Origin of the sequence: Amycolatopsis sp. EV170708-02-1 (genome assembly GCF_022479115.1) — a bacterium.
Lineage (GTDB): Bacteria > Actinomycetota > Actinomycetes > Mycobacteriales > Pseudonocardiaceae > Amycolatopsis.
Window position 1 is genome coordinate 7,102,159 of sequence record NZ_CP092497.1, and the last position, 21,059, is coordinate 7,123,217.

General features: G+C 68.9%; 14 protein-coding genes and 2 pseudogenes. 8 read left to right on the top strand and 8 right to left on the bottom strand.

Going from position 1 to position 21,059, the window contains the following annotated elements:
• The first annotated feature begins 85 nt into the window (after window positions 1-85).
• A complete protein-coding gene (locus MJQ72_RS32320) occupies window positions 86-1,792 on the top strand; it encodes a bifunctional 3'-5' exonuclease/DNA polymerase (RefSeq protein ID WP_240594777.1) in 1,707 nt (568 codons plus the stop codon).
• A 263-nt stretch (window positions 1,793-2,055) separates the two neighbouring features.
• Here MJQ72_RS32320 and hrpA read toward each other — a convergent pair.
• The 3 genes and pseudogenes from hrpA to MJQ72_RS32335 form a co-directional block, all read right to left on the bottom strand.
• A pseudogene (hrpA, locus tag MJQ72_RS32325) lies at window positions 2,056-5,882 on the bottom strand (ATP-dependent RNA helicase HrpA).
• A gap of 123 nt (window positions 5,883-6,005) precedes the next feature.
• A pseudogene (locus MJQ72_RS32330) lies at window positions 6,006-7,168 on the bottom strand (lactate 2-monooxygenase).
• A 13-nt stretch (window positions 7,169-7,181) separates the two neighbouring features.
• A complete protein-coding gene (locus MJQ72_RS32335) occupies window positions 7,182-8,393 on the bottom strand; it encodes a cation:proton antiporter (RefSeq protein ID WP_240594778.1) in 1,212 nt (403 codons plus the stop codon).
• 117 nt (window positions 8,394-8,510) lie between these two features.
• On the opposite strand from MJQ72_RS32335, the gene MJQ72_RS32340 reads away from it, so the two are divergent.
• The gene (locus tag MJQ72_RS32340) at window positions 8,511-8,861 is read left to right on the top strand and encodes a hypothetical protein (protein WP_240594779.1); all 351 of its coding nucleotides are present in this window, start codon (window positions 8,511-8,513) and stop codon (window positions 8,859-8,861) included.
• Here the strand turns inward: MJQ72_RS32340 and MJQ72_RS32345 are convergent.
• A complete protein-coding gene (locus tag MJQ72_RS32345) occupies window positions 8,839-10,311 on the bottom strand; it encodes an APC family permease (RefSeq protein ID WP_240594780.1) in 1,473 nt (490 codons plus the stop codon). The genes MJQ72_RS32340 and MJQ72_RS32345 overlap by 23 nt on opposite strands.
• Window positions 10,312-10,499: 188 nt before the next feature.
• On the opposite strand from MJQ72_RS32345, the gene MJQ72_RS32350 reads away from it, so the two are divergent.
• On the top strand, window positions 10,500-11,141 hold the full coding sequence (locus tag MJQ72_RS32350; protein WP_240594781.1) for a GPP34 family phosphoprotein: 642 nt from the start codon (window positions 10,500-10,502) through the stop codon (window positions 11,139-11,141).
• Between the two features lie 111 nt (window positions 11,142-11,252).
• Here the strand turns inward: MJQ72_RS32350 and MJQ72_RS32355 are convergent, their stop codons facing one another.
• On the bottom strand, window positions 11,253-11,633 hold the full coding sequence (locus MJQ72_RS32355) for a hypothetical protein (RefSeq protein WP_240594782.1): 381 nt from the start codon (window positions 11,631-11,633) through the stop codon (window positions 11,253-11,255).
• A 154-nt stretch (window positions 11,634-11,787) separates the two neighbouring features.
• Here MJQ72_RS32355 and MJQ72_RS32360 point away from each other — a divergent pair, with 154 nt between their 5' ends.
• From MJQ72_RS32360 to MJQ72_RS32370, 3 genes are all read left to right on the top strand, one after another.
• Window positions 11,788-12,735, top strand: a complete 948-nt coding sequence (locus tag MJQ72_RS32360; RefSeq protein ID WP_240594783.1) for a helix-turn-helix transcriptional regulator — start codon at window positions 11,788-11,790, stop codon at window positions 12,733-12,735.
• A 107-nt stretch (window positions 12,736-12,842) separates the two neighbouring features.
• The gene (locus MJQ72_RS32365) at window positions 12,843-13,694 is read left to right on the top strand and encodes a chitosanase (protein WP_240594784.1); all 852 of its coding nucleotides are present in this window, start codon (window positions 12,843-12,845) and stop codon (window positions 13,692-13,694) included.
• A 175-nt stretch (window positions 13,695-13,869) separates the two neighbouring features.
• Window positions 13,870-15,021, top strand: coding sequence for an IS481 family transposase (locus MJQ72_RS32370; RefSeq protein WP_240594785.1), 1,152 nt, complete (start codon window positions 13,870-13,872; stop codon window positions 15,019-15,021).
• Window positions 15,022-15,079: 58 nt separating this feature from the next.
• Here MJQ72_RS32370 and MJQ72_RS32375 read toward each other — a convergent pair whose 3' ends face one another.
• Genes MJQ72_RS32375 through MJQ72_RS32385 form a run of 3 tightly spaced genes read right to left on the bottom strand, consistent with a single transcriptional unit; the run spans window position 15,080 to window position 17,253 of the window.
• A complete protein-coding gene (locus MJQ72_RS32375) occupies window positions 15,080-16,072 on the bottom strand; it encodes a PHP domain-containing protein (protein ID WP_240594786.1) in 993 nt (330 codons plus the stop codon).
• Between the two features lie 18 nt (window positions 16,073-16,090).
• Entirely contained in the window at window positions 16,091-16,594 is a 504-nt protein-coding gene (locus tag MJQ72_RS32380; RefSeq protein WP_240594787.1) for a metallophosphoesterase, read from the bottom strand.
• A complete protein-coding gene (locus MJQ72_RS32385; protein ID WP_240594788.1) occupies window positions 16,594-17,253 on the bottom strand; it encodes a GntR family transcriptional regulator in 660 nt (219 codons plus the stop codon). Before MJQ72_RS32385 ends, MJQ72_RS32380 begins: the two co-directional genes overlap by 1 nt.
• 34 nt (window positions 17,254-17,287) lie before the next feature.
• On the opposite strand from MJQ72_RS32385, the gene araD reads away from it, so the two are divergent.
• The gene (araD, locus tag MJQ72_RS32390; protein WP_240594789.1) at window positions 17,288-19,006 is read left to right on the top strand and encodes an L-arabinonate dehydratase; all 1,719 of its coding nucleotides are present in this window, start codon (window positions 17,288-17,290) and stop codon (window positions 19,004-19,006) included.
• Window positions 19,007-19,156: 150 nt separating this feature from the next.
• Window positions 19,157-20,959, top strand: coding sequence for a VanW family protein (locus MJQ72_RS32395; protein WP_240594790.1), 1,803 nt, complete (start codon window positions 19,157-19,159; stop codon window positions 20,957-20,959).
• Window positions 20,960-21,059 lie beyond the last annotated feature (100 nt).

Consider the following 21,059-nt stretch of genomic DNA (forward strand, 5'->3'; position numbering starts at 1 on the left):
GGGGTTGCTACTCGACAGTAGCCGACCGATAGCGCAGGCGCACTAGCCGTCTGGTGACAGAAATGTCGGGGGGAACCACCACAATGTGAGTGTGCAGGCGATCGCAGGTCAAGAGGAAGATGGCGACTTCGCGATCGCTCTTTCCGGGCAGCCGCCGCTGCGGGGCCTGAAGCTCCCGGAGTTCGTCGGCGAAGTGCGGCGTTTGGAGGCGGAGCACTCACCCCGTTGGGTGTTCCCGTCGGTCGAAGGGACGTATCCGGCGCTGATCAAGGCGGGCGTCCGGGTGCGGCGCTGCCACGATCTGACGCTGATCGAGGGCTTGCTCCTCGCCCACGAAGGCCGCCCACAGGAGTCGCGAAGCCTGCGCGCGGCGTTGGCCAGGGCGAACGGCCAGGAGGCACCCGCCGACGAGCCGCCGCTCTGGGCCGAGGACGACCAGCCGACGCTGTTCGAGACGCGCGGCCCTCGGCTGCCCGCCGGCGTCACGGTGATCGACGCGGCGCGCCGGGTGCTGGCCGAGCAGGAGAAACGAGTCGCGCCGACCGATCATCCGGAACGGCTGCGGCTGCTCTTCGCGGCGGAGTCGGCGAGCGCGCTGGCGGCGGCCGAGATGTCGGCCGACGGTTTGCCCTGGCGGGCGGACCTGCACTCGGCGTTGCTCGCCGAACAGCTCGGTCCCCGTGTCCCGGCAGGGCAGCGGCCGAAACGCCTGGTCGAGCTGGCGGCGAAGATCAGCGACGCGTTCGGCGGGCGCCCGGTCAATCCGGACGCCCCGGCCAGCGTCGTGCGGGCGCTCGGGCGGGAGGGCATCGAGGTCTCGTCGGCCAGGAAGTACCTGCTGCGCGACATCGACCATCCCGCCGTCCCGCCGCTGCTGGAGTACAAGGAGCTCGCGCGGCTGCATTCGGCCAACGGCTGGACCTGGCTCGACGAGTGGGTGCGCGACGGCCGGTTCCGCCCGCATTACGTCGTCGGCGGGGTCGTCTCGGGCCGGTGGGCGAGCCGGGGCGGGGGCGCGCTGCAGATCCCGAAGGTCCTGCGGACCTGCGTCCGGGCCGATCCGGGCTGGAAGCTGGTCGTCGCCGACGCCGCGCAGCTGGAGCCGCGAGTGCTGACTGCGTTGTCCGGAGACCGCAAGCTGGCCGACGTCGCCGCGGCCACGGATCTGTACGCGAGCCTCGCCGAGGCGATGTTCTCCGGCGTGCGCCGCGTGCCGGTGCCCGCGTGGGACGACAGGGACGATCGGGACCGCGCGAAGATCGCGATGCTGTCGGCGATGTACGGCGGCACGTCCGGCGAGGCCGGGCCGCTGCTGGCGTTGCTGCGCACCAGGTTCCCGGACGCGGTGTCCTATGTGGAGCGTGCCGCGCAGGCCGGGGAACGCGGCGAGCGCGTCCGCTCCCGGCTGGGCCGGACGTCGCCCGCGCCGTCGGAGGCGTGGCGCGCGCTGACCGGCGGGGTCGCGGCGGACGAGGCCGGCGAGCTGAAGGCGCGGCAGGCGTCCCGCAACTGGGGCCGGTTCACCCGCAACTTCGTCGTGCAGGCGAGTGCGGCGGATATGACCGCGGTCCTGCTGGCGACCCTGCGGAGCAGGCTCCCCTCCCCCGCGCACCTGGTGTTCTTCCAGCACGACGAGGTCCTGGTGCACACCCCGGCCGAGTTCGCCGACGAGGTCTCGCAGTCCATTGTGGACAGCATGTCCGAAGCGGCGCGGCTGCTGTTCGGGGCCGCTTGCCCGGTCCGGTTCCCGTTGCACATCGCCGCCGTGGACACCTACGCCGACGCGAAATGAGTCCCGCCCCCAGTCACGCGTGTCGTCCATCTGATCACGCGAGTTCGCCCTCCAATCACGTGAGTTACGCCTTCAAGCACGTGAGTTCCGTCTTCGAGCACGCGAGTTCCGCGTTCCATCCCGCGGCTCGCGCGTGCTCAGGCGGCGAACTCGCGTGACCGGACGGACGACACACGTGATCAGATGGACGACACACGTGATTGGGGGCGTAACTCGCGTGCTTGGGGACGTAACTCGCGTGTTTGGGGGCGTAACTCGCGGGATCAGGTGGCGGCGTCGTCCAGGGCCTTGATGACTCGCTTGAGGGAGACGGGGTGGGCGGTACCGAGGGTCTGGGCGAAGAAGCTCACTCGCAGCTCCTCGATCATCCACCGGATCTCCCGCAGCGCGGGGACGAAGTCCCCGGCGGAAGCGCGTCCAGTGCGGCCTGGTACTCGTTGCGGAGCCAGGCGATGTCGCCGGTGCGCTGGATGTCCCGGGTCGGCTCGGTCGGGAGCTTCTCCAGCCGCCGTTCGATGCCCCGCAGGTACCGGACGACGTGCTTCAGCCGGTCCTGCCCGGTCTCGGTGACGAAACCCTTGTGCACCAGCCCGTCCAGCTGCGCGCGGATGTCGGCGAGCGAATCCTTCGGGCCGCGCGTGTCGGCCAGCCGGGTTTCGACGTCGTTGGCCGCGCGCAGGATCTTCTCGACGTTGGTCAGCACGTCGAGCACCCCCGCGTTCAGGCCCGCGCGCACCTTTTCCAGCAGGACGGCGAAACCGGCCTCGTCCCAGCGCGGTCCGCCGTTGTCGGCCACGAGCTTGTCGACCGCGCAATCCACACAGTCTTCGAGCAGCGCCGCCACCGAGCCGTGCGGATTCCGGTTCAGCACGAGTTTCGACGAGTTGCCGAGGCTGCGGGTGATGAACTTCATCGGCGACGGGATGTTCAGCCGCAGCATCCGCCGCGTGCCCGCCCACATCGACTGCTCCTGCTGGCCCGGCGTGTCCAGCAGCCGCACCGCCACGGAACCGCCTTCGTCGACCAGCGCCGGATACGCCTTGACGTCGTGCCCGCGCTGCTTGCTGGCGAACACCTTCGGCAGTTCGCCGAACGCGGGCGTCGTCAGGCCCTCGCGCTCGATGCTGTCGGCGGCCTTGGAGATCGTCGCGCGCACCTGGCCGCTCAGGTCCCGTTTGAGCGCCTCGATGTCCTTGCCTTCGGACACCTTCTTGCCGCGGACGTCGACGACGCGGAAGGTCATCTTCAGATGTTCGGGGACCGCCGGCAGCTGCCAGGCGTCGTCGGGGATCACCACCCCGCGCAACGCTTCCAGCTCGTCGGCGACGGCGTGCAGCAGCGGCCCGTCGGCCGGGCCGACCCGCGACAACACCAGCTTCGCGTGGTCGGGCGCCGGCACGAAGTTCCGCCGAAGAGCCTTCGGCAGCGACTTGATCAGCTGCGTCACCAGTTCTTCGCGCAGGCCGGGGACCTGCCAGTCGAAGCCGTCCGGGGTCACCTGGTTCAGCACGGGCAGCGGGATGTGCACGGTGACACCGTCCGCGTCGGCGCCCGGCTCGAACTGGTACGTGAGCTTGAAGGTCTGCGTGCCCTGCGTCCAGAAGTCGGGGTAGTCGGCCTCGCGCACGCCGCCCGCGGTCTCGTTGATGAGCATCGTCTTCTCGAAGCTCAGCAGGTCGGGCTGGGTGTGCCGCGCCTTCTTCCACCAGCTGTCGAAATGCCGCGCGGAGACGACATCGGCCGGGACACGCTGGTCGTAGAACTCGAACAGCGTCTCGTCGTCGACCAGGATGTCGCGACGGCGGGCCCGGTTCTCCAGGTCTTCGACCTCGTCGAGCAGCGCGCGGTTCTCGCGGAAGAAGTGGTGCCTGGTCTCCCAGTCGCCCTCGACCAGCGCGTGCCGGATGAACAGCTCGCGACTGACCTCCGGATCGATGCGGCCGTAGTTGACGCGGCGGTCGGCGACGAGCGGGACGCCGTACAGCGTCACCTTCTCCTTCGCCATCACCGCGCCCTGCTTGCGTTCCCAGTGTGGCTCGGAATAGTTCCGCTTCACCACGTGCCCGGCGAGCGGCTCGACCCATTCCGGCTCGATCCGCGCGTTGACCCGCCCCCACAGGCGCGAGGTCTCGACGAGTTCGGCCGACATGACGAATCGCGGCTGCTTCTTGAACAACGCCGAACCCGGGAACACCGAGAACCGTGCCCCGCGCGCGCCGAGATAGTCGCCCTTGGCCGGATCCTTGAGGCCCACGTGCGACAACAGCCCGGCGATCAGCGACGTGTGCACCCGTTGCGGATCGGCCGGGCCGTCCGTGTTGAGGGTGATGCCGAGCGGTTTGGCCAGCTGGCGCAGCTGGCTGAAGATGTCCTGCCATTCGCGGATGCGCAGGTAGTTCAGGTATTCGTTGCGGCACATCCGGCGGAACTGGTTGCTGGACAACGCCTTCTGCTGCTCGGTGACGTACTCCCACAGGTTCAGGTACGCCAGGAAGTCCGACGTCTTGTCCGCGAACCGCGCGTGCTGCTCGTCCGCCGCCTGCTGCTTCTCCGCCGGCCGCTCGCGCGGGTCCTGAATGGACAGTGCGGCGGCGATGATCATCACTTCGCGGACGCAGCCGTTGCGGGAGGCCTCCAGCACCATCCGCGCCATCCGCGGGTCGACCGGGAGCTGCGCGAGTTTGCGGCCGGTCTCGGTGAGCTTCTTGCCGTCCGACATCTCGAACGCGCCGAGTTCCTGCAGCAGCTGGACACCGTCGGTGACCTGACGGCGATCCGGCGGCTCGACGAAGGGGAACGCCGCGATGTCGCCGAGGCCGAGCGAGGTCATCTGCAGGATGACCGACGCGAGGTTGGTCCGCAGGATCTCCGGATCGGTGAACTCGGGGCGGGCGTCGAAGTCGTCCTCGGAGTACAGCCGGATGCAGATACCGTCCGACGTCCGGCCGCAGCGGCCCTTGCGCTGGTTCGCTGACGCCTGCGAGACCGGCTCGATCGGCAGCCGCTGCACCTTGGTGCGGTGGCTGTACCGCGAGATCCGCGCGGTGCCGGGGTCGACGACGTACTTGATGCCGGGCACGGTCAGCGACGTCTCGGCGACGTTGGTGGCGAGCACCACGCGGCGCCCGGTGTGGCGCTGGAACACCCGATGCTGGTCCGACGACGAGAGCCGGGCGTACAGCGGCAGGATTTCGGTGTTCCTCAGGTCCTGTTTGGACAGTGCGTCGGCGGCGTCGCGGATCTCCCGCTCACCGGAGAGGAACACCAGGATGTCGCCGGGGCCCTCGTGCTGCAGTTCGTCGACGGCGTCGCAGATGGCCTGCGTCTGGTCCCGATCCTGATCGGCGTCCGGATCGTCCGGGTCGATGATCGGCCGGTAGCGGACCTCGACCGGATACGTCCGGCCCGAGACCTCCACGATCGGCGCGTCGTCGAAATGCTTGGAGAACCGCTCCGGGTCGATCGTCGCCGACGTGATGATCACCTTGAGATCGGGGCGGCGCGGCAGGAGCTGCTTGACGTAACCGAGGATGAAGTCGATGTTGAGGCTGCGCTCGTGTGCCTCGTCGATGATCAGCGTGTCGTACTGGCGCAGCATCCGGTCGGTCTGGATCTCGGCGAGCAGGATGCCGTCGGTCATCAGCTTGACCAGCGTGTCCTGCCCGGAGTGGTCGGTGAACCGGACCTTGTAGCCGACGGCCTCGCCGAGCTCGGTGTTCAGCTCGGAGGCGATGCGATCGGCGACCGTGCGCGCGGCCAGCCGCCGCGGCTGTGTGTGCCCGATCTGGCCCCGGATGCCCCGGCCGAGTTCGAGGCAGATCTTGGGCAGCTGCGTCGTCTTCCCCGACCCGGTCTCCCCGGCGACGATCACGACCTGGTGGTCGCGGATGGCCTCGGCGATCTCGTCCTTGCGCTGGCTGACGGGCAGCTCTTCGGGGAACGAGATCTTCGGGACGCCGTCGCGCCTGCGGGTGACCCGTAGCTCGGCGGCCTCGATGTCGGCCTCGATCTGGGCGGCGATCGACTCGGCGTTACGCGCTTTGCGGGCACCGTCGAGCCGGCGCCGGAGGCGGTGCTCGTCGCGCGACATCAATTCGGGCAGGCGAGCGCGCAGGGCGCCGAGCGGGGAAGGTTGAGAAGCCATGACCGGCACCAGGATAGCCGTGCGTGACGATCCGGGCCTCCGAATATGCCGGAGGCGACACCGCGCTGGTCAGGAGCGGGTGAGCGACCCGGGCGTGAGATCGGCGAGGGTGCGGTGCCCGGACAGGCCCATGGTCAGGTCGAGGTCGGCGAGCAGGCTCCGCAGCACGTGCCGCACGCCCTCCTCTCCCGCGTGCGCCAGCCCGTACACCCAGGGCCGCCCCACCAGCACGGCCTTGGCCCGAGCGCGAGCGCCTTGGCGATGTCGGCGCCGGTGCGGATCCCGGAGTCGAACAGGATCTCGAGCCGGTCGCCGACCGCGGCCACGATCTCCGGGAGCGCGTCGAGCGACGCGACCGCGCCGTCGACCTGGCGGCCGCCGTGGTTGGACACGACGATCCCGTCCATCCCGGCCTCGACGGCACGGCGCGCGTCGTCGGGGTGCTGGATGCCCTTGAGCACGATCGGCCCGTCCCAGTGCTCGCGCAGGAACGGCAGCCGGTCCCAGGTGCTGTCGGTGCCGGTGATCATCGAGATCCAGCGCAGGATCGCCGTCGGCGCGTCCTCTTCGGGCGTCTTCTCCAGGAGACCGCGGAACACCGGGTCGCTCAGCGGGACACCGAGCCCGACGCCCTTGATGAACGGCAGGTACGCGTGGTCGAGGTCGTTCGGGCGCCACGCGAGGGTCCAGGTGTCGAGCGTGACGACGAGCGTCGTGAAGCCCGCCGCCTTCGCCCGCGCCAGGATGCTCGCGCAGACGTCGTTGTCGGTCGGCCAGTACAGCTGGAACCAGCGCGGCCCCTCGCCACTGGCCTCGGCGACGTCTTCGATGCTCGTGGACGACGCCGTCGACATGACGTAGGGCAGGCCGACCGACGCCGCGGCACGCGCGGCCGCCGGTTCGGCGCCCTCGTGCACGATCGACTGGACGCCGACCGGCGCCAGCAGCACCGGCGCCGGAACGGGCGTGCCCAGGACGGTCGTGGACAGGTCGCGCTCGGTGGCGCCGGTGAGCATCCGGGGCACCAGGCGCCAGCGGTCGAACGCCTCGCGGTTCGCCCGGGCGGTGGCGCCGGACCCGGCCGAGCCGGCGACGTACCAGAACGGTCCGGGCTCCAGGATCTCCCGCGCCGACTCCTCCAGCTTCGTGGCGTCGGTGGAGCACGGCGGGAAGACACCGCCGAGTCCTTGCAGGTAGATCTCGTTCTGGTAGCCGCCGAACCGCTCCGTCACCCGGGCCTCCTAGTCACGTCGCCCTGGCCGGCTCGTCGCGGCGGGTCGAAGTCCCCCGGACAATACTCGCCGGTAGCAACCAGGTGAGTTTCTCGGAACGGATGACCGCGACTGGACCGATCACGGCCAGCAGGAGAACGTAGCCCGCGACGAACGGCGCGACCCGCGAGTCGAGCCCGGCCGCGGTCGCCATCGCCGCGAGCACCAGCGAGAACTCGCCCCTGGTGAGCACGGTCAGCCCGATGTTCACCCCGGCCTGGCGATCGAAGCCGTTCACCCGCGCGGCCAGCGCGCCCGCGCCCAGGTTCAGCACGATCGTCAGCGCCACCGCGATCAGCACCGGCACGACCACCGAACCGACCGCGTTCGGGTCGATGCTGAGCCCGAAGATGAAGAAGAACAGCGCGCCGAACGCGTCCCGCAGCGGAAGCACCAGCTTGTGGATACGCGGCGCGACCTTCGAGCCGCCGAGCATCATGCCGACCATGAACGCGCCGATGGCGTCGGACACCCCGACCTCCTCGGCGACGGCGGCACCCATGACCGCGACACCGACGAAGCAGACGGTCAGCAGTTCGTCGTCCGCCGAGCCGAACAGCTTCGACACGACCCGGCCACCCCAGCGGGCGAGCGCGGCCATGACGATCAGGAACGCGAAGGCCTTGCCGAAGTCGGCGAGCGCCGAGCCGAAGCTCCCGGCGCCGGACAGCACCGGCTGCAGCAACGCCAGGTACAGCGCGAGGAAGATGTCCTCGATCACGATGATGCCCATGATCAGCCGGGATTCGGGGTTGTCCATCCGGCGGGATTCGAGCAGGAGTTTGGTGACGATCGCCGACGACGAGATCCCGATGGCACCGGCGATGACCAGCGCTTCCCTGGTCCCCCAGCCCAGCAGGAAGCCGAAGGCGAGCCCGCCGCCGATGTTCAGGATCAGGTAGATCAGGCCGGACCAGACGAGTTTGCGCCCGCCCTTGGCCAGATCGTCGAGGGAGAACTCGAGACCGAGGTAGAACAGGAGGAAGACGAGGCCGAGCCCGGCGAGCACACCGAGTTCGGCCGGATCGTCCACAAGGGACAGTCCGGGGGTGTTGGGGCCGAAGACGAAACCGGCCAGCATGAACAGGGGGATGGTGGGCAGCCCGATCCGGGCGCCGGCTCTGGCGATGACACCGGCGGCGAGGAACGCCCCGCCGACGGCCAGCAAAGCATGACCGGAACTCATGGAGACCTCCGATGGATGGCTGATGCGGGAAGAAGACGCCGATCAGCGCGGAGGTGCCCGCGCGGGCGCCTGGGGCACCGCACGGGTGATGACGACGGGTTCGCCCTGCTCAGGGACGTGACCCGCGTCGGGGAGGTCGACGGTCTCCGCTTCGGCGGGAGCGTCGGCGAGGGGAACGGCCTGTCCGCCGTGGAAGGCGGGCAGCGGATGGGTCGCGAAGACGGCGACGGGATCTTCCTTCGCGGCCCGGCCGTGCCCATGGGGACGGTCGGCGTGACGAAGGCGAAGACGAGCAAGATCAGCAGGAAGAAGACGGAACGGTGCCGTGTCGCGGGGGCACGGTTCGTCGTCATCTGCCCACCACTTTACCAGTCCTTTATAGAGTCACGGCTCGCGCCGCCGAAGTGGCATCCGGATCACACTGTCCTCTTCGGACGGACGGTGATCATCGCCCCGCCCGCAGCTTGACCGGTTCGTCGTCCTCTTCGAGCGGCCCGCCGATGGCGGCATACGTCTCCGGATCCTTCGTCCGCAACACTTCCGCGCGCAGAAAACCCGCAAGGGCGGCGACGAGCACGAGACCGGGCAGCCCCCAGCGCAACAGGAACGTCCCGGCCGGGCCGAGCAGCAGATCGAAGTTGAGCAGGATCAGCGCGAGCACGGCCGACAGCGCGAGAATCGCCAGCGAGGGCGCGATCCAGCGGCGCCAGGCGTTTTCGGCTTGGCGGCGCCGTTTGAAGAAGCCGATCACCGAAAGCGAGACCGCGATCATGATCACCACGACGCCGGTGGACGCAGTCGTGCCGAGCCAGGTGAACAGTTCGGTCACCGGGTCGCGGCCCGCGATCGCGAACAGCGACACGACCACCAGCGCGAGCGCGGTCTGCGTGAGCGAACCGGCCACCGGCGCGCCGGTGCGTTTGCTGGTCTTGGCCAGCGAGCGCGGCAGCAGCCCTTCCCTGCCGAGGGCGAAGAAATACCGCGCGACGGCGTTGTGGAAGCTCAGCAGCGCCGCGCATTGGCCGGTCACGAACAGCGTGTACGCCACATCGGAGAACGTGTCGCCGAGATGTTCGCCCGCCAGGTTGAACAGCAGATCCGGCCCCTGGGCGGCCGCGGTCGTCACGATGACGTCCGGCCCGGCGCCCACGGCCAGCGCGAGCGACGAGACGACGTAGAGCACCGCGGTGAGCACGATCGCGGCGAACGTCGCCCGGCCGACCGTGCGGCTGGGTTCCCTGGTCTCCTCGCCGTAGGTCGCCGCGCCCTCGAAACCGATGAACGCGGCCGCGGAGAACGCGAACACCGCGCCCACACCCGTGGTGAACAGGCTCGACGGCTCCAGCGGGGCCCAGGAAACGCTGCCGCCGGCCGGATTCGAGAACAACGCGATGTCGACGACCGCGACCACGGCCACTTCGAGGCACAGCGCCACCCCGAGCACCTTGGCGTTGAGATCCACCCGCAGGACGCCGAGCGCGCCGACGAGAAGCACCATCACCAGCGCGCACAACCACCACGGCGGCGGGGAACCGGTGAGCGTGCCCAGCCAGGTCGACACCGACCAGCCGAACAGGCCGTAGATGCTGATCTGGATGGCGTTGTAGGAGACCAGCGTGACGAACGCGATCCCGGCGCCGGTGGATTTGCCGACCCCGTTGGCGACGTACGGGTAGAAGGCGCCCGCGTTGGTGATGTAACGGCTCATCGCCGCGTACCCGACGGCGAACAGCCCCAGGATCGGGGCGAGCAGGAGGAACGACAGCGGCACCCCGATACTGCCGGTGACCGCGTAGTTCGTCGGGACCCCGCCCGCGATGGCGAAGAGCGGGCCTGCCGCGGCCACCACGAAGAACACGATCTGGGCGGCCCCGAGCCGCCGATGACCGAGGCCGCGCCGCGGTCTTTGCGTACCCATGAACCCGTTCCCCCGGACGCCGGTTCGGCGATAGACGGTCTTGATCTTGCGAAGCCATCCCACCCTAGGGCCGGGCACCCCGGGCAGGTACGTCCGTTCAGGCTAAAAACGGACCTCGGGTCGCAGTGGTCCGCGCGCTACCGCTACTTTGGCCGTCCCGCACTACAACGCCGGAGGGCGTGCCATTCATGCGTCGGCTGACCTTGGTCGATTCCCTGTTCTTTCTCGCCCACGACGAGTTCACCGGAAAACCCGCGCTGCGCCGCACGGGACTCGGCATCGGAATGGCCGGTTCCGCCCTCTGCGATCTCCTCCTCGCCGAGCGGATCACCGTGGAACGCAAGCGAATCCGCCCGCTGTCACGACGCGGCCTCGCCCATCCCCCGCTCGACGCGGTGTTCTCGGAAATCCTCCGCGAACGCGAACGGCACACCGTCCGGGAATGGGTCACCCATCTGCGGCACGACCTCAGGGAAACGGTCGCGGACAATCTGCTCGCCGCCGGGGTGATCGACCGCGAGACCGACCGGATGCTCATGCGGAAGAATCACCGGTACCCGCCACGGGATCTGCTGATGTCGACGGCCGCGCGCAGCAAGGTGCGGGCGGCCGTCCTCGGCACCGAACAGCCGGATCCGCATTCGGTCTGCCTGGCCCTGCTGGCCTGGACCATCGGGCTCGACGACTTCTGCGAACCGGAACTCGACCGGGCGGGCCTGCGCGCCTGGGCCGAGTCCACCCATCGGGAACTTCCGAAGGCGCTCGCCGAGCTGATCTCGGGGGTCGACGCGGTATGCGCCGCCGTCGTCTACACCGGCGACAGGCGGTAACCTCGCCGGTTTCCCCTCCCTCGCAAGGAAAACCGAGCAGTCCGCCCGGTGCCTCCTGCCGGCGACCGCGATGGGGCGTTTCGCGACTCCGCCCCACCGCGCGACCGAGGACTAGCCCGCCGGCACCGAGGACAGGTGCGCCCACGGGTTCGCGGCCTTGAGCCCGGTGAAGGTGAAACTCTGATTCGTGTTCTTGGGGCAGGCCTTGCGGCTGGTGTCCCAGCGCTTCTCGCTCGGCCAGTAGATCTTGAGCACGATGCAGCGGTTGTCGGCCGCGCTGTCGTAGACCTTGCCCTTGATCGTGACGGTGTTACCACTGCAGGACGCCCAGAACTCGGTCCACCCGCCAGAGACGACCTCGTTGAACTGGAACTGCCTGCACTTCACTTCCCAGCTGTTGGTCGTCGCCGCCTGGGCGGGTGCGGCCGCGAACAACGTCCCGAACGCCATCGCCGCACCCACGGCGGCGATGCCGAGCTTCCTGATGTTCATTCTTCATCCCCTCAGTAGTGGATCTGACCCGGCGAACCGTGTCAGGCGCCCCCGGCCGCCCGGCGCCGTTTTAGTTCTGGCTGAAACATCGCCAAGACGGACGTTTCGTGCGTTAATTCCTGCGGGGACCTGGGGAGGGGGAGCTGTGCTGCGCGTGCATTTTTCCGGGGAGGACCTTGGCCGCGTCAGGGTCGCGACGAGGCCGGATCCGCTGTGGGAGACGACGCTGAGCCTGCACCGGCTGCAGCGGGGGGACGGTGGCCTGGCGGTGCGGAAGTGGCGCGGCACCGTCCGTAGCCGCCTCCCGAAGGCGGCCGGGCCGCTGCTGACGCTTGTCCCGCCCAGCGGGTACTTCCCGGACTTCCTCACCCCGTCCGGCGAAGACCTCGAAGAGCAGCTGGACCTGTTGTGCGGCACCAAACGCTGCGAGCTGCGCCGGGATCTGGCGATACTGGCGCGCTCCCGGCGGCCGACGCCGTGGGCACGGGATCTGGGTGACGCCAACCCGGCGGCGCTCGGGGCGCTGACCCGCGCGATCCGGTCCTACCACCATGCGGCGATCGAGCCCGTCTGGAACGACATCCTCGCGTGCTTCGACCGTCAGCGCGCGAGACAAGCGCGGATTCTGCTCGCGGACGGTGTCGAAGGACTGCTGCGCGGGCTTTCCCCGGCGATGCGGTGGAAAGCACCGGTGCTCGAAGCCGACTACCCGGTGCACCAGGACCTCCACCTCGACGGGCGGGGGCTGTTGCTCGTCCCGTCGTACTTCTGCTGGCGGACCGGGGTGACGCTGGTCGAGAACGACCAGGTGCCGGTGCTCGTCCACCCCATCGAAGGGCACGTTCCCGCGACCGTGCACCCCGACCACGCAACCGCCTTGTCCGTGCTGCTGGGACACACCCGTGCCGCCGTACTGGAGACGATCGAAGGCGGCGGCCGGACCAGCGATGTCGCTCGCCGCGCGGGGATCTCCATCTCGTCGGCGAGCCAGCACGCCACGGTGCTGCGTGAAGCGGGTCTCGTGCTCAGCACGCGTGAGGGCAACACCGTGCGACATCACCTCACGCAACTGGGGTCGGCCCTGCTGCGCAAGAATCTTTAACCGGATCTCCCCCTTGCCGGAAACTGTCACCCGTGGTTATCGTATGCGCACGCCGCAGCACCACCCTGACAGAAAATGACAATTTCCTGTGGAAAGGGACACCTTTCATGAGTGACACCCTGCGGCCCGCGATGCGTCGTGCTCTCGGCGCGGTCTCCGTTCTCGCCCTCGCCGTTTCCGGCCCCGTCGCGATCTCCTCGCTCGCGTCCGCGGCGCCCGTCCCGGCGTCGGCGTCGATCTTCGCTTCCGGTGGCGATCTCGCCTCGCCGGAGAAGAAGGAGATCGCGATGCAGATCGTCTCCAGTGCGGAAAACTCTTCCCTGGACTGGAAAGCGCAGTACTCCTACATCGAGGACATCGGCGACGGGCGCGGGTACACCGCCGGCATCATCGGGTTCTGCTCCGGTACCGGGGACATGCTGGAGCTCGTCGAGCGCTATACGAACTCGGTCCCGGACAACCCGCTCGCGGAATACCTCCCGGCGCTGCGCAAGGTCGACGGCACCGATTCGCACGAAGGGCTCGGCAGCGGTTTCGAAAACGCGTGGCGGGAGGCCGCCGGTCGCGAGGACTTCCAGGCCGCGCAGAACAGCGAACGCGATCGCGTCTATTTCGACCCGTCGGTGAATCAGGCGAAATCGGACGGTTTGGGCGCACTGGGACAATTCATCTACTACGACGCCATCGTGATGCACGGCCCGGGCACCAGCCAGGACAGCTTCGGCGGGATCCGCTCGGCCGCGCTCCAGCAGGCGAAGCCGCCCGCGCAGGGTGGCGACGAGACGGCGTACCTCAAGGCGTTCCTCGACGCGCGGCGCGTGGTCATGAAGCAGGAAGAGGCGCACGCGGACACCTCGCGGATCGACACCGCCCAGCTGGTGTGGCTCAACGACGGCAATCTCGACCTGCACACCCCGCTGAAGTGGGCGGTCTACGGGGACCCGTACGAGATCGGCTAGCGCACCACACGCTTCCGGCCTCGTGAGTGGCAAGGACGGTTCTAACCGTCTGTCTGAGTTCAGGACATGTCGGACAGTTGATGTTTCAGGACCTCACGGACACTGACCGGCCTGTCGGTGTGGTGACCAGGGCTTTCGTGGTGATCATGCGACGATGGGCAGTACAGGGTTTTCGATGGATCCTGAGTTCGTCGCCGCGGTCGCTCGGGCGGCCGCGGGCGAGAAGGTCAACGTGGCGCAGTTCTGCCGCGAGCACGGGGTGTCCCGGGACACGTTCTATCGGTATGTGACCCGGGTCCGGAACGAGGCGGCGAACGGGTTCATCCGCCGCAGCACCGCCCCGCACCACCGTCCCACCGCGTTCGGGGCGGAGGTGGTCGAGGCGGTGCTGCGGGCCCGCAAGGAACTCGCGGACGAGGGCTGGGACAACGGGCCGATCTCGATCCGCTGGCGGCTGGAGAAGGCCGGGTTCATACCGTTGCCGTCGAAGTCGGCGATCTACCGGATCCTGCGCGAGCACGGCCAGATCGAACCGGAGCCCCGCAAGAGACCCCGCACGAGACGCCGGTTCGAGTACTCCGACCCGAACGGGTGCTGGCAGATCGACGGCATGGAGTACTACCTGGCCGACGGCCAGAAGGTCTGCATCATCCAGATCCTCGACGACCACTCCCGCCTCGACGTCGGCTCCTACGCCGCGAGCAGTGAGAACGGCACCGACACCTGGGCCGCGCTGCAACAGGCCTTCGCCGGCCACGGTCTACCGGTCAAAGTGTTGTCCGACAACGGATTGGCTTTCTCCGGAAAACACCGTGGGCAGATGGTCGAACTCGAACGCCACCTCGCCGAACACGGCGTCACCGCCATCGCCTCCAGGCCCTATCGCCCGCAAACCTGCGGCAAGAACGAACGCGTCCACCGAACCCTGCGGAAATGGCTCGCCGCCCGCCCACCGGCCGAGAACCTTGCCGTCCTGCAACAGCTTCTCGAGGACTACCGCCACATCTACAACAACCACCGGCGCCACCAAAGCCTCGACGGCCACACCCCACGGCAACGCTACGACGCCAGCCCCAAAGCCACCCCCGCCACCGGCCGCGAAGCCCCCAGCGGCCGCACTCAACGCACCGTCTCAGCCACCGGCGTCATCGCCTTCTCTGGCTGCTCCATCGTCCTGGGCCGAAACTGGACCGGACACACAGCCACCGTGTTCTGGCAAGGCGACCGCGTCACCATCATGATCGGCGACACCATCGCCCGCCAGCTCACCCTCAACCGAGCAGTACGCTACCAACCACTCAACAACAAACTGTCCGACAAGTCCTGAAACACATCTGTCCGTGAGGTCCTGAAACAGCACAGACGGTTCTAACCGTCCTCACCACTCACGAGGCCAGCAGCTCCTTGGCGGTCCGCGTGTTGATCACCCGGTCCGGCCCGATCCCCAGCTCGTTGGCCCGCGCGCAGCCGAAGACCAGCCAGTCCAGCTGGCCGGGGGCGTGCGCGTCGCTGTCGATCGCGAAGTCGCAGCCCAGGTCCACGGCCAGGTTCAGCAGCCGCGTCGGCGGATCCCGGCGCTCGGGGCGCGAGTTGATCTCGACGGCGACGCCGTTGTCGCGGCACGCGGTGAACACCGCCTCCGCGTCGAACTCCGACTCGGGCCGCTTCCCTCGGCCGCCCATCACCAGCCGCCCGGTGCAATGTCCGAGCACGCGGACCAGCGGATGCTGCACGGCGGCGATCATCCGCGGCGTCATCTCCTTCGCGGGCATCCGCAGTTTCGAGTGGACGCTCGCGACGACGAAGTCCAGCCGCTCCAGCAGCTCTTCCTCTTGGTCGAGCGTGCCGTCCAGGTGGATGTCGACCTCGATACCGTGCAGGATCCGGAACGGCGCCATGGTCTCGTTCAGTTCCGCGACGACGTCCATCTGACGGCGCAGCCGCTCGGGTGAGAGTCCGTTCGCGACGGTCAGCCGCGGCGAGTGGTCGGTCAGCACCATCCATTCGTGGCCGAGCGCACGGGCGGCCTCGGCCATCTCCTCGATCGGGCTCCCGCCGTCGGACCAGTCCGAATGGGTGTGGCAGTCGCCGCGCAGGGCCGCCCGCATCGCGCCGCCGTCGGGCAGCTTCGGCTCACCGATCTTCTCGAAGTACGCGGGGCGACGGCCGGCGAGGACGTCTTCGACGACGGCCGCGGTCGCCTTGCCGATATTCGGCAACGCGGTCAAGGTGCCCGCCGCGGCGCGTTTGCGCAGGTCGTCCGGCTCGACCTTGGCGATCACCGAGGCCGCCTGCCGGAACGCCCGCACCCGGTAGGTCGGCTCGCCCGCGCGCTCCAGCCGGAACGCGATCTCCCTCAACGCCTGCGCCGGTTCCATGCCTACCTGTCTACCCCGTCAGCGGCGAAGAGGCAGCTCATGCAGCGTGACGTCGCGCAACTCGCCGTCGCGGATCTCGGCGGTCTGATAGGTGCAGAACGGCTGCCGCCGCCGGTCGGTCGGCGAGCCGGGGTTCAGCAGCCGCAGCCCGTTCGGCGTGACGGTGTCCCAGGGGATGTGGCTGTGCCCGAACACGAGGACGTCGAGGTCCGGGAACTGTTCGTCGCAGCGCCGCTCGCGTCCTTGTTTGCCGCCGGTTTCGTGGATGACCGCCAGGCGGACGCCGTCGAGGTCCGCCCGCGCGATCTCGGGGAGCCGCGCCCGCAGGTCCGCGTCGTCGTTGTTGCCGTAGACCCCGATGAGCCGCCCGCTCCGAGCCTCGAGTTCGTCCAGCAGGGCCACCTCGACCCAGTCGCCGGCGTGGACGACGACGTCCGCCTCGCCGACCTCGCGCCAGACCTGATCCGGCAGCGCCTTCGCGCGCAGCGGCAGATGGGTGTCGGCGATCAGCAGAAGCCGCATCAAGCGTCTCCGATGGTCTCGAGCGTCCGCTCCAGGAAGTCACCGATGTGGGCGCGCAGCAACCCGGCCGCACCGTCGGCGTCGCCCTTCTTCGCCGCCGCCAGCACCGCCTTGTGCTCGGTCCATTCCTTGCGCCAGCTGGGATTCGCCTCCCAGCCGACCACGCTGATCAGCGCGGCGCGGTCCCTCAGGTCGTCCAGTATCGACACCATCAGCGGATTGCCGCAGCCGCTGTACAGCGCGCGGTGGAACCGGCGGTTGAGCAGGCTGAGCGCGGCGTGATCCTTGTCCGAGAGCGCCGCCGACGCCTCTTTCAACGCTTCCGCGGCGTCTTCGAGCAGGTCCGGGGAGCGGCGTTCGACCGAGCGGCGCACGGCCTCGGGCTCCAGCACCATGCGGACGTCGTACACGGACTTCGCCAGTTCCGCGTCCACCACGCACACCGAAGCACCCTTGTACGGGCTGAACGTGACGAGTCCCGTGTTCGACAGCACCTTGAGCGCCTCGCGGACCGGCGTCTTCGAGACGCCGAGCCTGGCCGCGAGCTCGGCTTCGACCAGCGGCTGGCCGGGCTTCAACTCCCGGGTGAGGATGCCGCGGCGGATCTCGTCGAGCACCACTTCGGTCCGGGAAGCGGGCAGGCTGAAGGTCGAAGACATGGGCCGATCATATATGAGATGCCATACTCGCCCCATGAGGAACCCTGAGGAACTCCGGAGCCATCGCTGGTTCGGCGGCGACGAACTGCGCGGCTTCAGCCATCGGGCCAGGAGCAGGCAACTCGGCTACAACCCGGAGGAACACCTCGGGAAACCCGTCATCGCGATCCTCAACACCTGGAGCGACATCAACCCCTGCCACATGCATCTGCGCGAGCGGGCCCAACAGGTCAAACGCGGGGTGTGGCAGGCGGGCGGATTCCCGCTGGAGTTCCCGGTCGCCACTCTGTCGGAGACGTTCCAGAAGCCGACGCCGATGCTCTACCGCAACCTGCTTTCCCTGGAGACCGAAGAGATCCTGCGGTCCTATCCGATCGACGGCACGGTGCTCATGGGCGGCTGCGACAAGACGACACCGGCGTTGCTGATGGGCGCGGCGAGCGCGGGGCTGCCCGCCATCTTCGTCCCCGCGGGGCCGATGCTGCGCGGGCATTGGCGGAACGAGGTGCTCGGCAGCGGCACCGACATGTGGAAGTACTGGGACGACAAGCGGGCCGGGCTGATCGGCGACGAGGAACTGTCCGAATTGGAGCGTGGGCTGGCCCGCTCCCCCGGAACCTGTATGACGATGGGCACCGCGTCCACGATGATGTCGGTCGCCGAAGTGCTTGGGCTGACCTTGCCCGGCGCCGCGTCGATCCCCGCCGTCGACTCGGCGCACCACCGGATGGCCTCGGCGAGCGGCGCCCGTGCCGTCGAGATGGTGTGGGAAGACCTCACGATCACGAAGATCCTCGACGAGCGCGCGTACGCCGACGCGATCACCACCGTGCTGGCGCTGGGCGGCTCCACCAACGCCGTCATCCACCTGATCGCGATGGCCGGGCGCGGACGGATCCCGTTGTCCGTCGGCGATTTCGACGCGATCGCCCGCCGGGTTCCCGTACTGGCGAACATCAGGCCGGGCGGCGACTGGCTGATGGAGGACTTCTACTACGCCGGCGGGCTCCCCGGCCTGCTCTCCCGGCTGACCGACCTGCTGCATACCGATCGCGTCACGGTCACCGGCCGGACCCTCGGTGAGAACCTGGCTTCGGCGCGGGTGCACGACGACGACGTCATCCGCACGCGTGACGACCCGGTCGCCGCGGAAGGCGGAGTCGCGGTGCTGCGCGGCAATCTCGCGCCGTCCGGCGCGGTGATCAAGCACCTCGCCGCCGAGCCCCGGCTCCTCGTCCACACTGGACCCGCGGTGGTCTTCGACGACTACCGGGACTTGAAGAAGCGCATCAACGACCCCGCGCTCGGCATCACCGAGGACTCCGTGCTGGTACTGCGGGGATCCGGCCCGCTCGGCGGCCCCGGCATGCCCGAATACGGGATGCTGCCGCTGCCGGATCACCTGCTGGCCAAGGGGGTCCGCGACATGGTCCGCGTTTCCGACGCCCGGATGAGCGGCACCAGCTACGGGGCCTGCGTGCTGCACGTCGCGCCGGAGTCCCATGTGGGCGGTCCGCTGGCGCTGGTCCGCGATGGCGACCCGATCACCTTGGACGTCCCTTCGCGACGGCTGAGCCTCGACGTCGATGATGCGGAATTGCAACGCCGCCGGGCGGCCTGGAACCCGCCCGCGCCGCGGTACGAACGTGGTTACGGCGCGTTGTACTCCGAACACATCACGCAAGCCGATGAAGGCTGTGACTTCGATTTTCTCGCGCGGGTGGGCGAAAACCCGGAACCTGACGCCCAGTGACCACCCGACGGAGTGACCCGCTCACCCAACCGGGCGAGTTGCAGGCCCACAAAACGCGCCCCGTATCTTGAAGCCACGTCCGGAACGTGTGGAAGGCCCGGATGTTCGATCACGAAGCCCGGCTGTCGCCGGACCGTGGAGGGTGGAGAGTTGCCGCAGGAACCGCGCTGGCCCGAGTCCCACGCTGAGCAGACGGACATTCTCCCGGTCGTCACGCCCGGGTTCGCGGAGTCTGCCACGCCGCAGGAGCCCGCGCCACCGAAGCGCCGTCGCAGCTACCGCAAGGCCGCCTTCATCGGCGGCGGCGTGTTCGGCCTCCTGGTCGTCGCGTACGCCCTCGACGTGCTGGTCTCCCAGGGCAGCGTCCCCCGCGGCGTCACCGTCGCCGGGGTCGACGTCGGCGGGATGGACCGCATCGCGGCCGAGAAGGAGCTCCGGGGCGGCATCGAACCGCGGCTGACCCGGCCGGTGAAGATCGTCGCGGGCGACGCCGAGGAGTCGCTGGCGCCGAACAACGCGGGCCTGCGCCTCGACTGGCCCGCCACCCTGGACCAGGCCGGCGACCAGCCGCTGAACCCGTTCACGCGGATCGCGTCGTTCTTCTCGACCACCGAGGTCGGCGTCGTCACCCAGACCGACGACGCCAAGCTCACCGGCGCGCTGGAGAACCTGCGCGACAAGGTCGACCGCGACCCCGTCGAAGGCACCGTGCGCTTCGAAGAGGCCAAGCCGATCGCCGTCGAGCCGAAGACCGGGCAGAAGCTCGACCTCGAAGCCGCCAAGAAGACCATCCTGGAGCGCTGGGCCAGTGGCGAGCCGCTGAACCTCGCGGTCACCCAGACCCCGGTCAAGGTCTCGCCGGAGGCCGTCCACGCCGCCCTCGAGCAGATCGCGAAGCCCGCCGTGGGGGCGCCGATGGTCATCAAGGGCGAGGGCAAGGACGCCGTCGTCAAACCCGAGCAGATCGCGGGCGCGCTGACCTTCGAGCCCGTCGACGGCGGCGTGCTGAACCCGAAGGTGGACAACAACAAGATCATCGAGGCCGCGGGCCCGCAGCTGAAGTCCACCGAGAAGGAGGGCAAGGACGCGCAGATCGTCTTCGAAGGCGGCAAGCCGACCGTCCAGCCTTCCGAGGACGCCAACGTCGTCGACTGGGAGCCGAGCCTCAAGCCGGTGCTCGACGTGCTCAAACGCGCAGCGCCGCGCGAGCTGCCGGTGACCTACAAGAAGACCCCGGCCAAGGTGACCACCGAGCAGGCGAACCAGCTCGGCATCAAGGAGGTCGTCAGCGAGTTCAAGACCGGCGGGTTCGCCCCGGACTCGGGGACGAACATCCGCGTCGTCGCGCAGAAGGTGAACGGCGCCATCGTGAAGCCGAACGAGACGTTCAGCCTCAACGGGTTCACCGGGCCGCGGGGTGCCGCACAGGGTTACGTCGAAGCCGGTGTCATCAAGGACGGCGCACCCGGCCGCGAGGTCGGCGGCGGGATCTCGCAGTTCGCGACCACGCTGTACAACGCCTCGTACTTCGCCGGTATGAAGGACACCGAGCACAAGGAACACAGCTACTACATCAGCCGCTACCCGGCCGCGCGCGAGGCGACCGTGTTCCAGAACCACAACGGCGGCAGCGTGATCGACCTGAAGTTCACCAACGACGGGGACACCGGTGTCGCGATCCAGACCATCTGGACGCCGTCGGACATCACGATCCGGCTGTGGGGCACCAAGAAGTACACCGTCGAGTCGATCCCGGGCGGCCGCACCAACCCGTCCGAGCCGCCGACGAAGCCCGGCCCCGCCGAGAACTGCAAGCCCAGCAACGGCGCGCCCGGTTTCACCACGTCGGACACCCGGGTCATCAAGGACGCCGCGACCGGCCGCGAGATCCGGCGCCACACCCGGAACGTGCACTACAACCCGCAGCCGAAGATCACCTGCGGCACGGAGTAGCCCGGGGGCTGAAGGGGACTTTCCCCGCATCTCACGCGACGAAGGGCGCTTTCCCCGCATCACATGCGGGGAAAGCGCCCTTCAGCCTCTAGACGGTTCA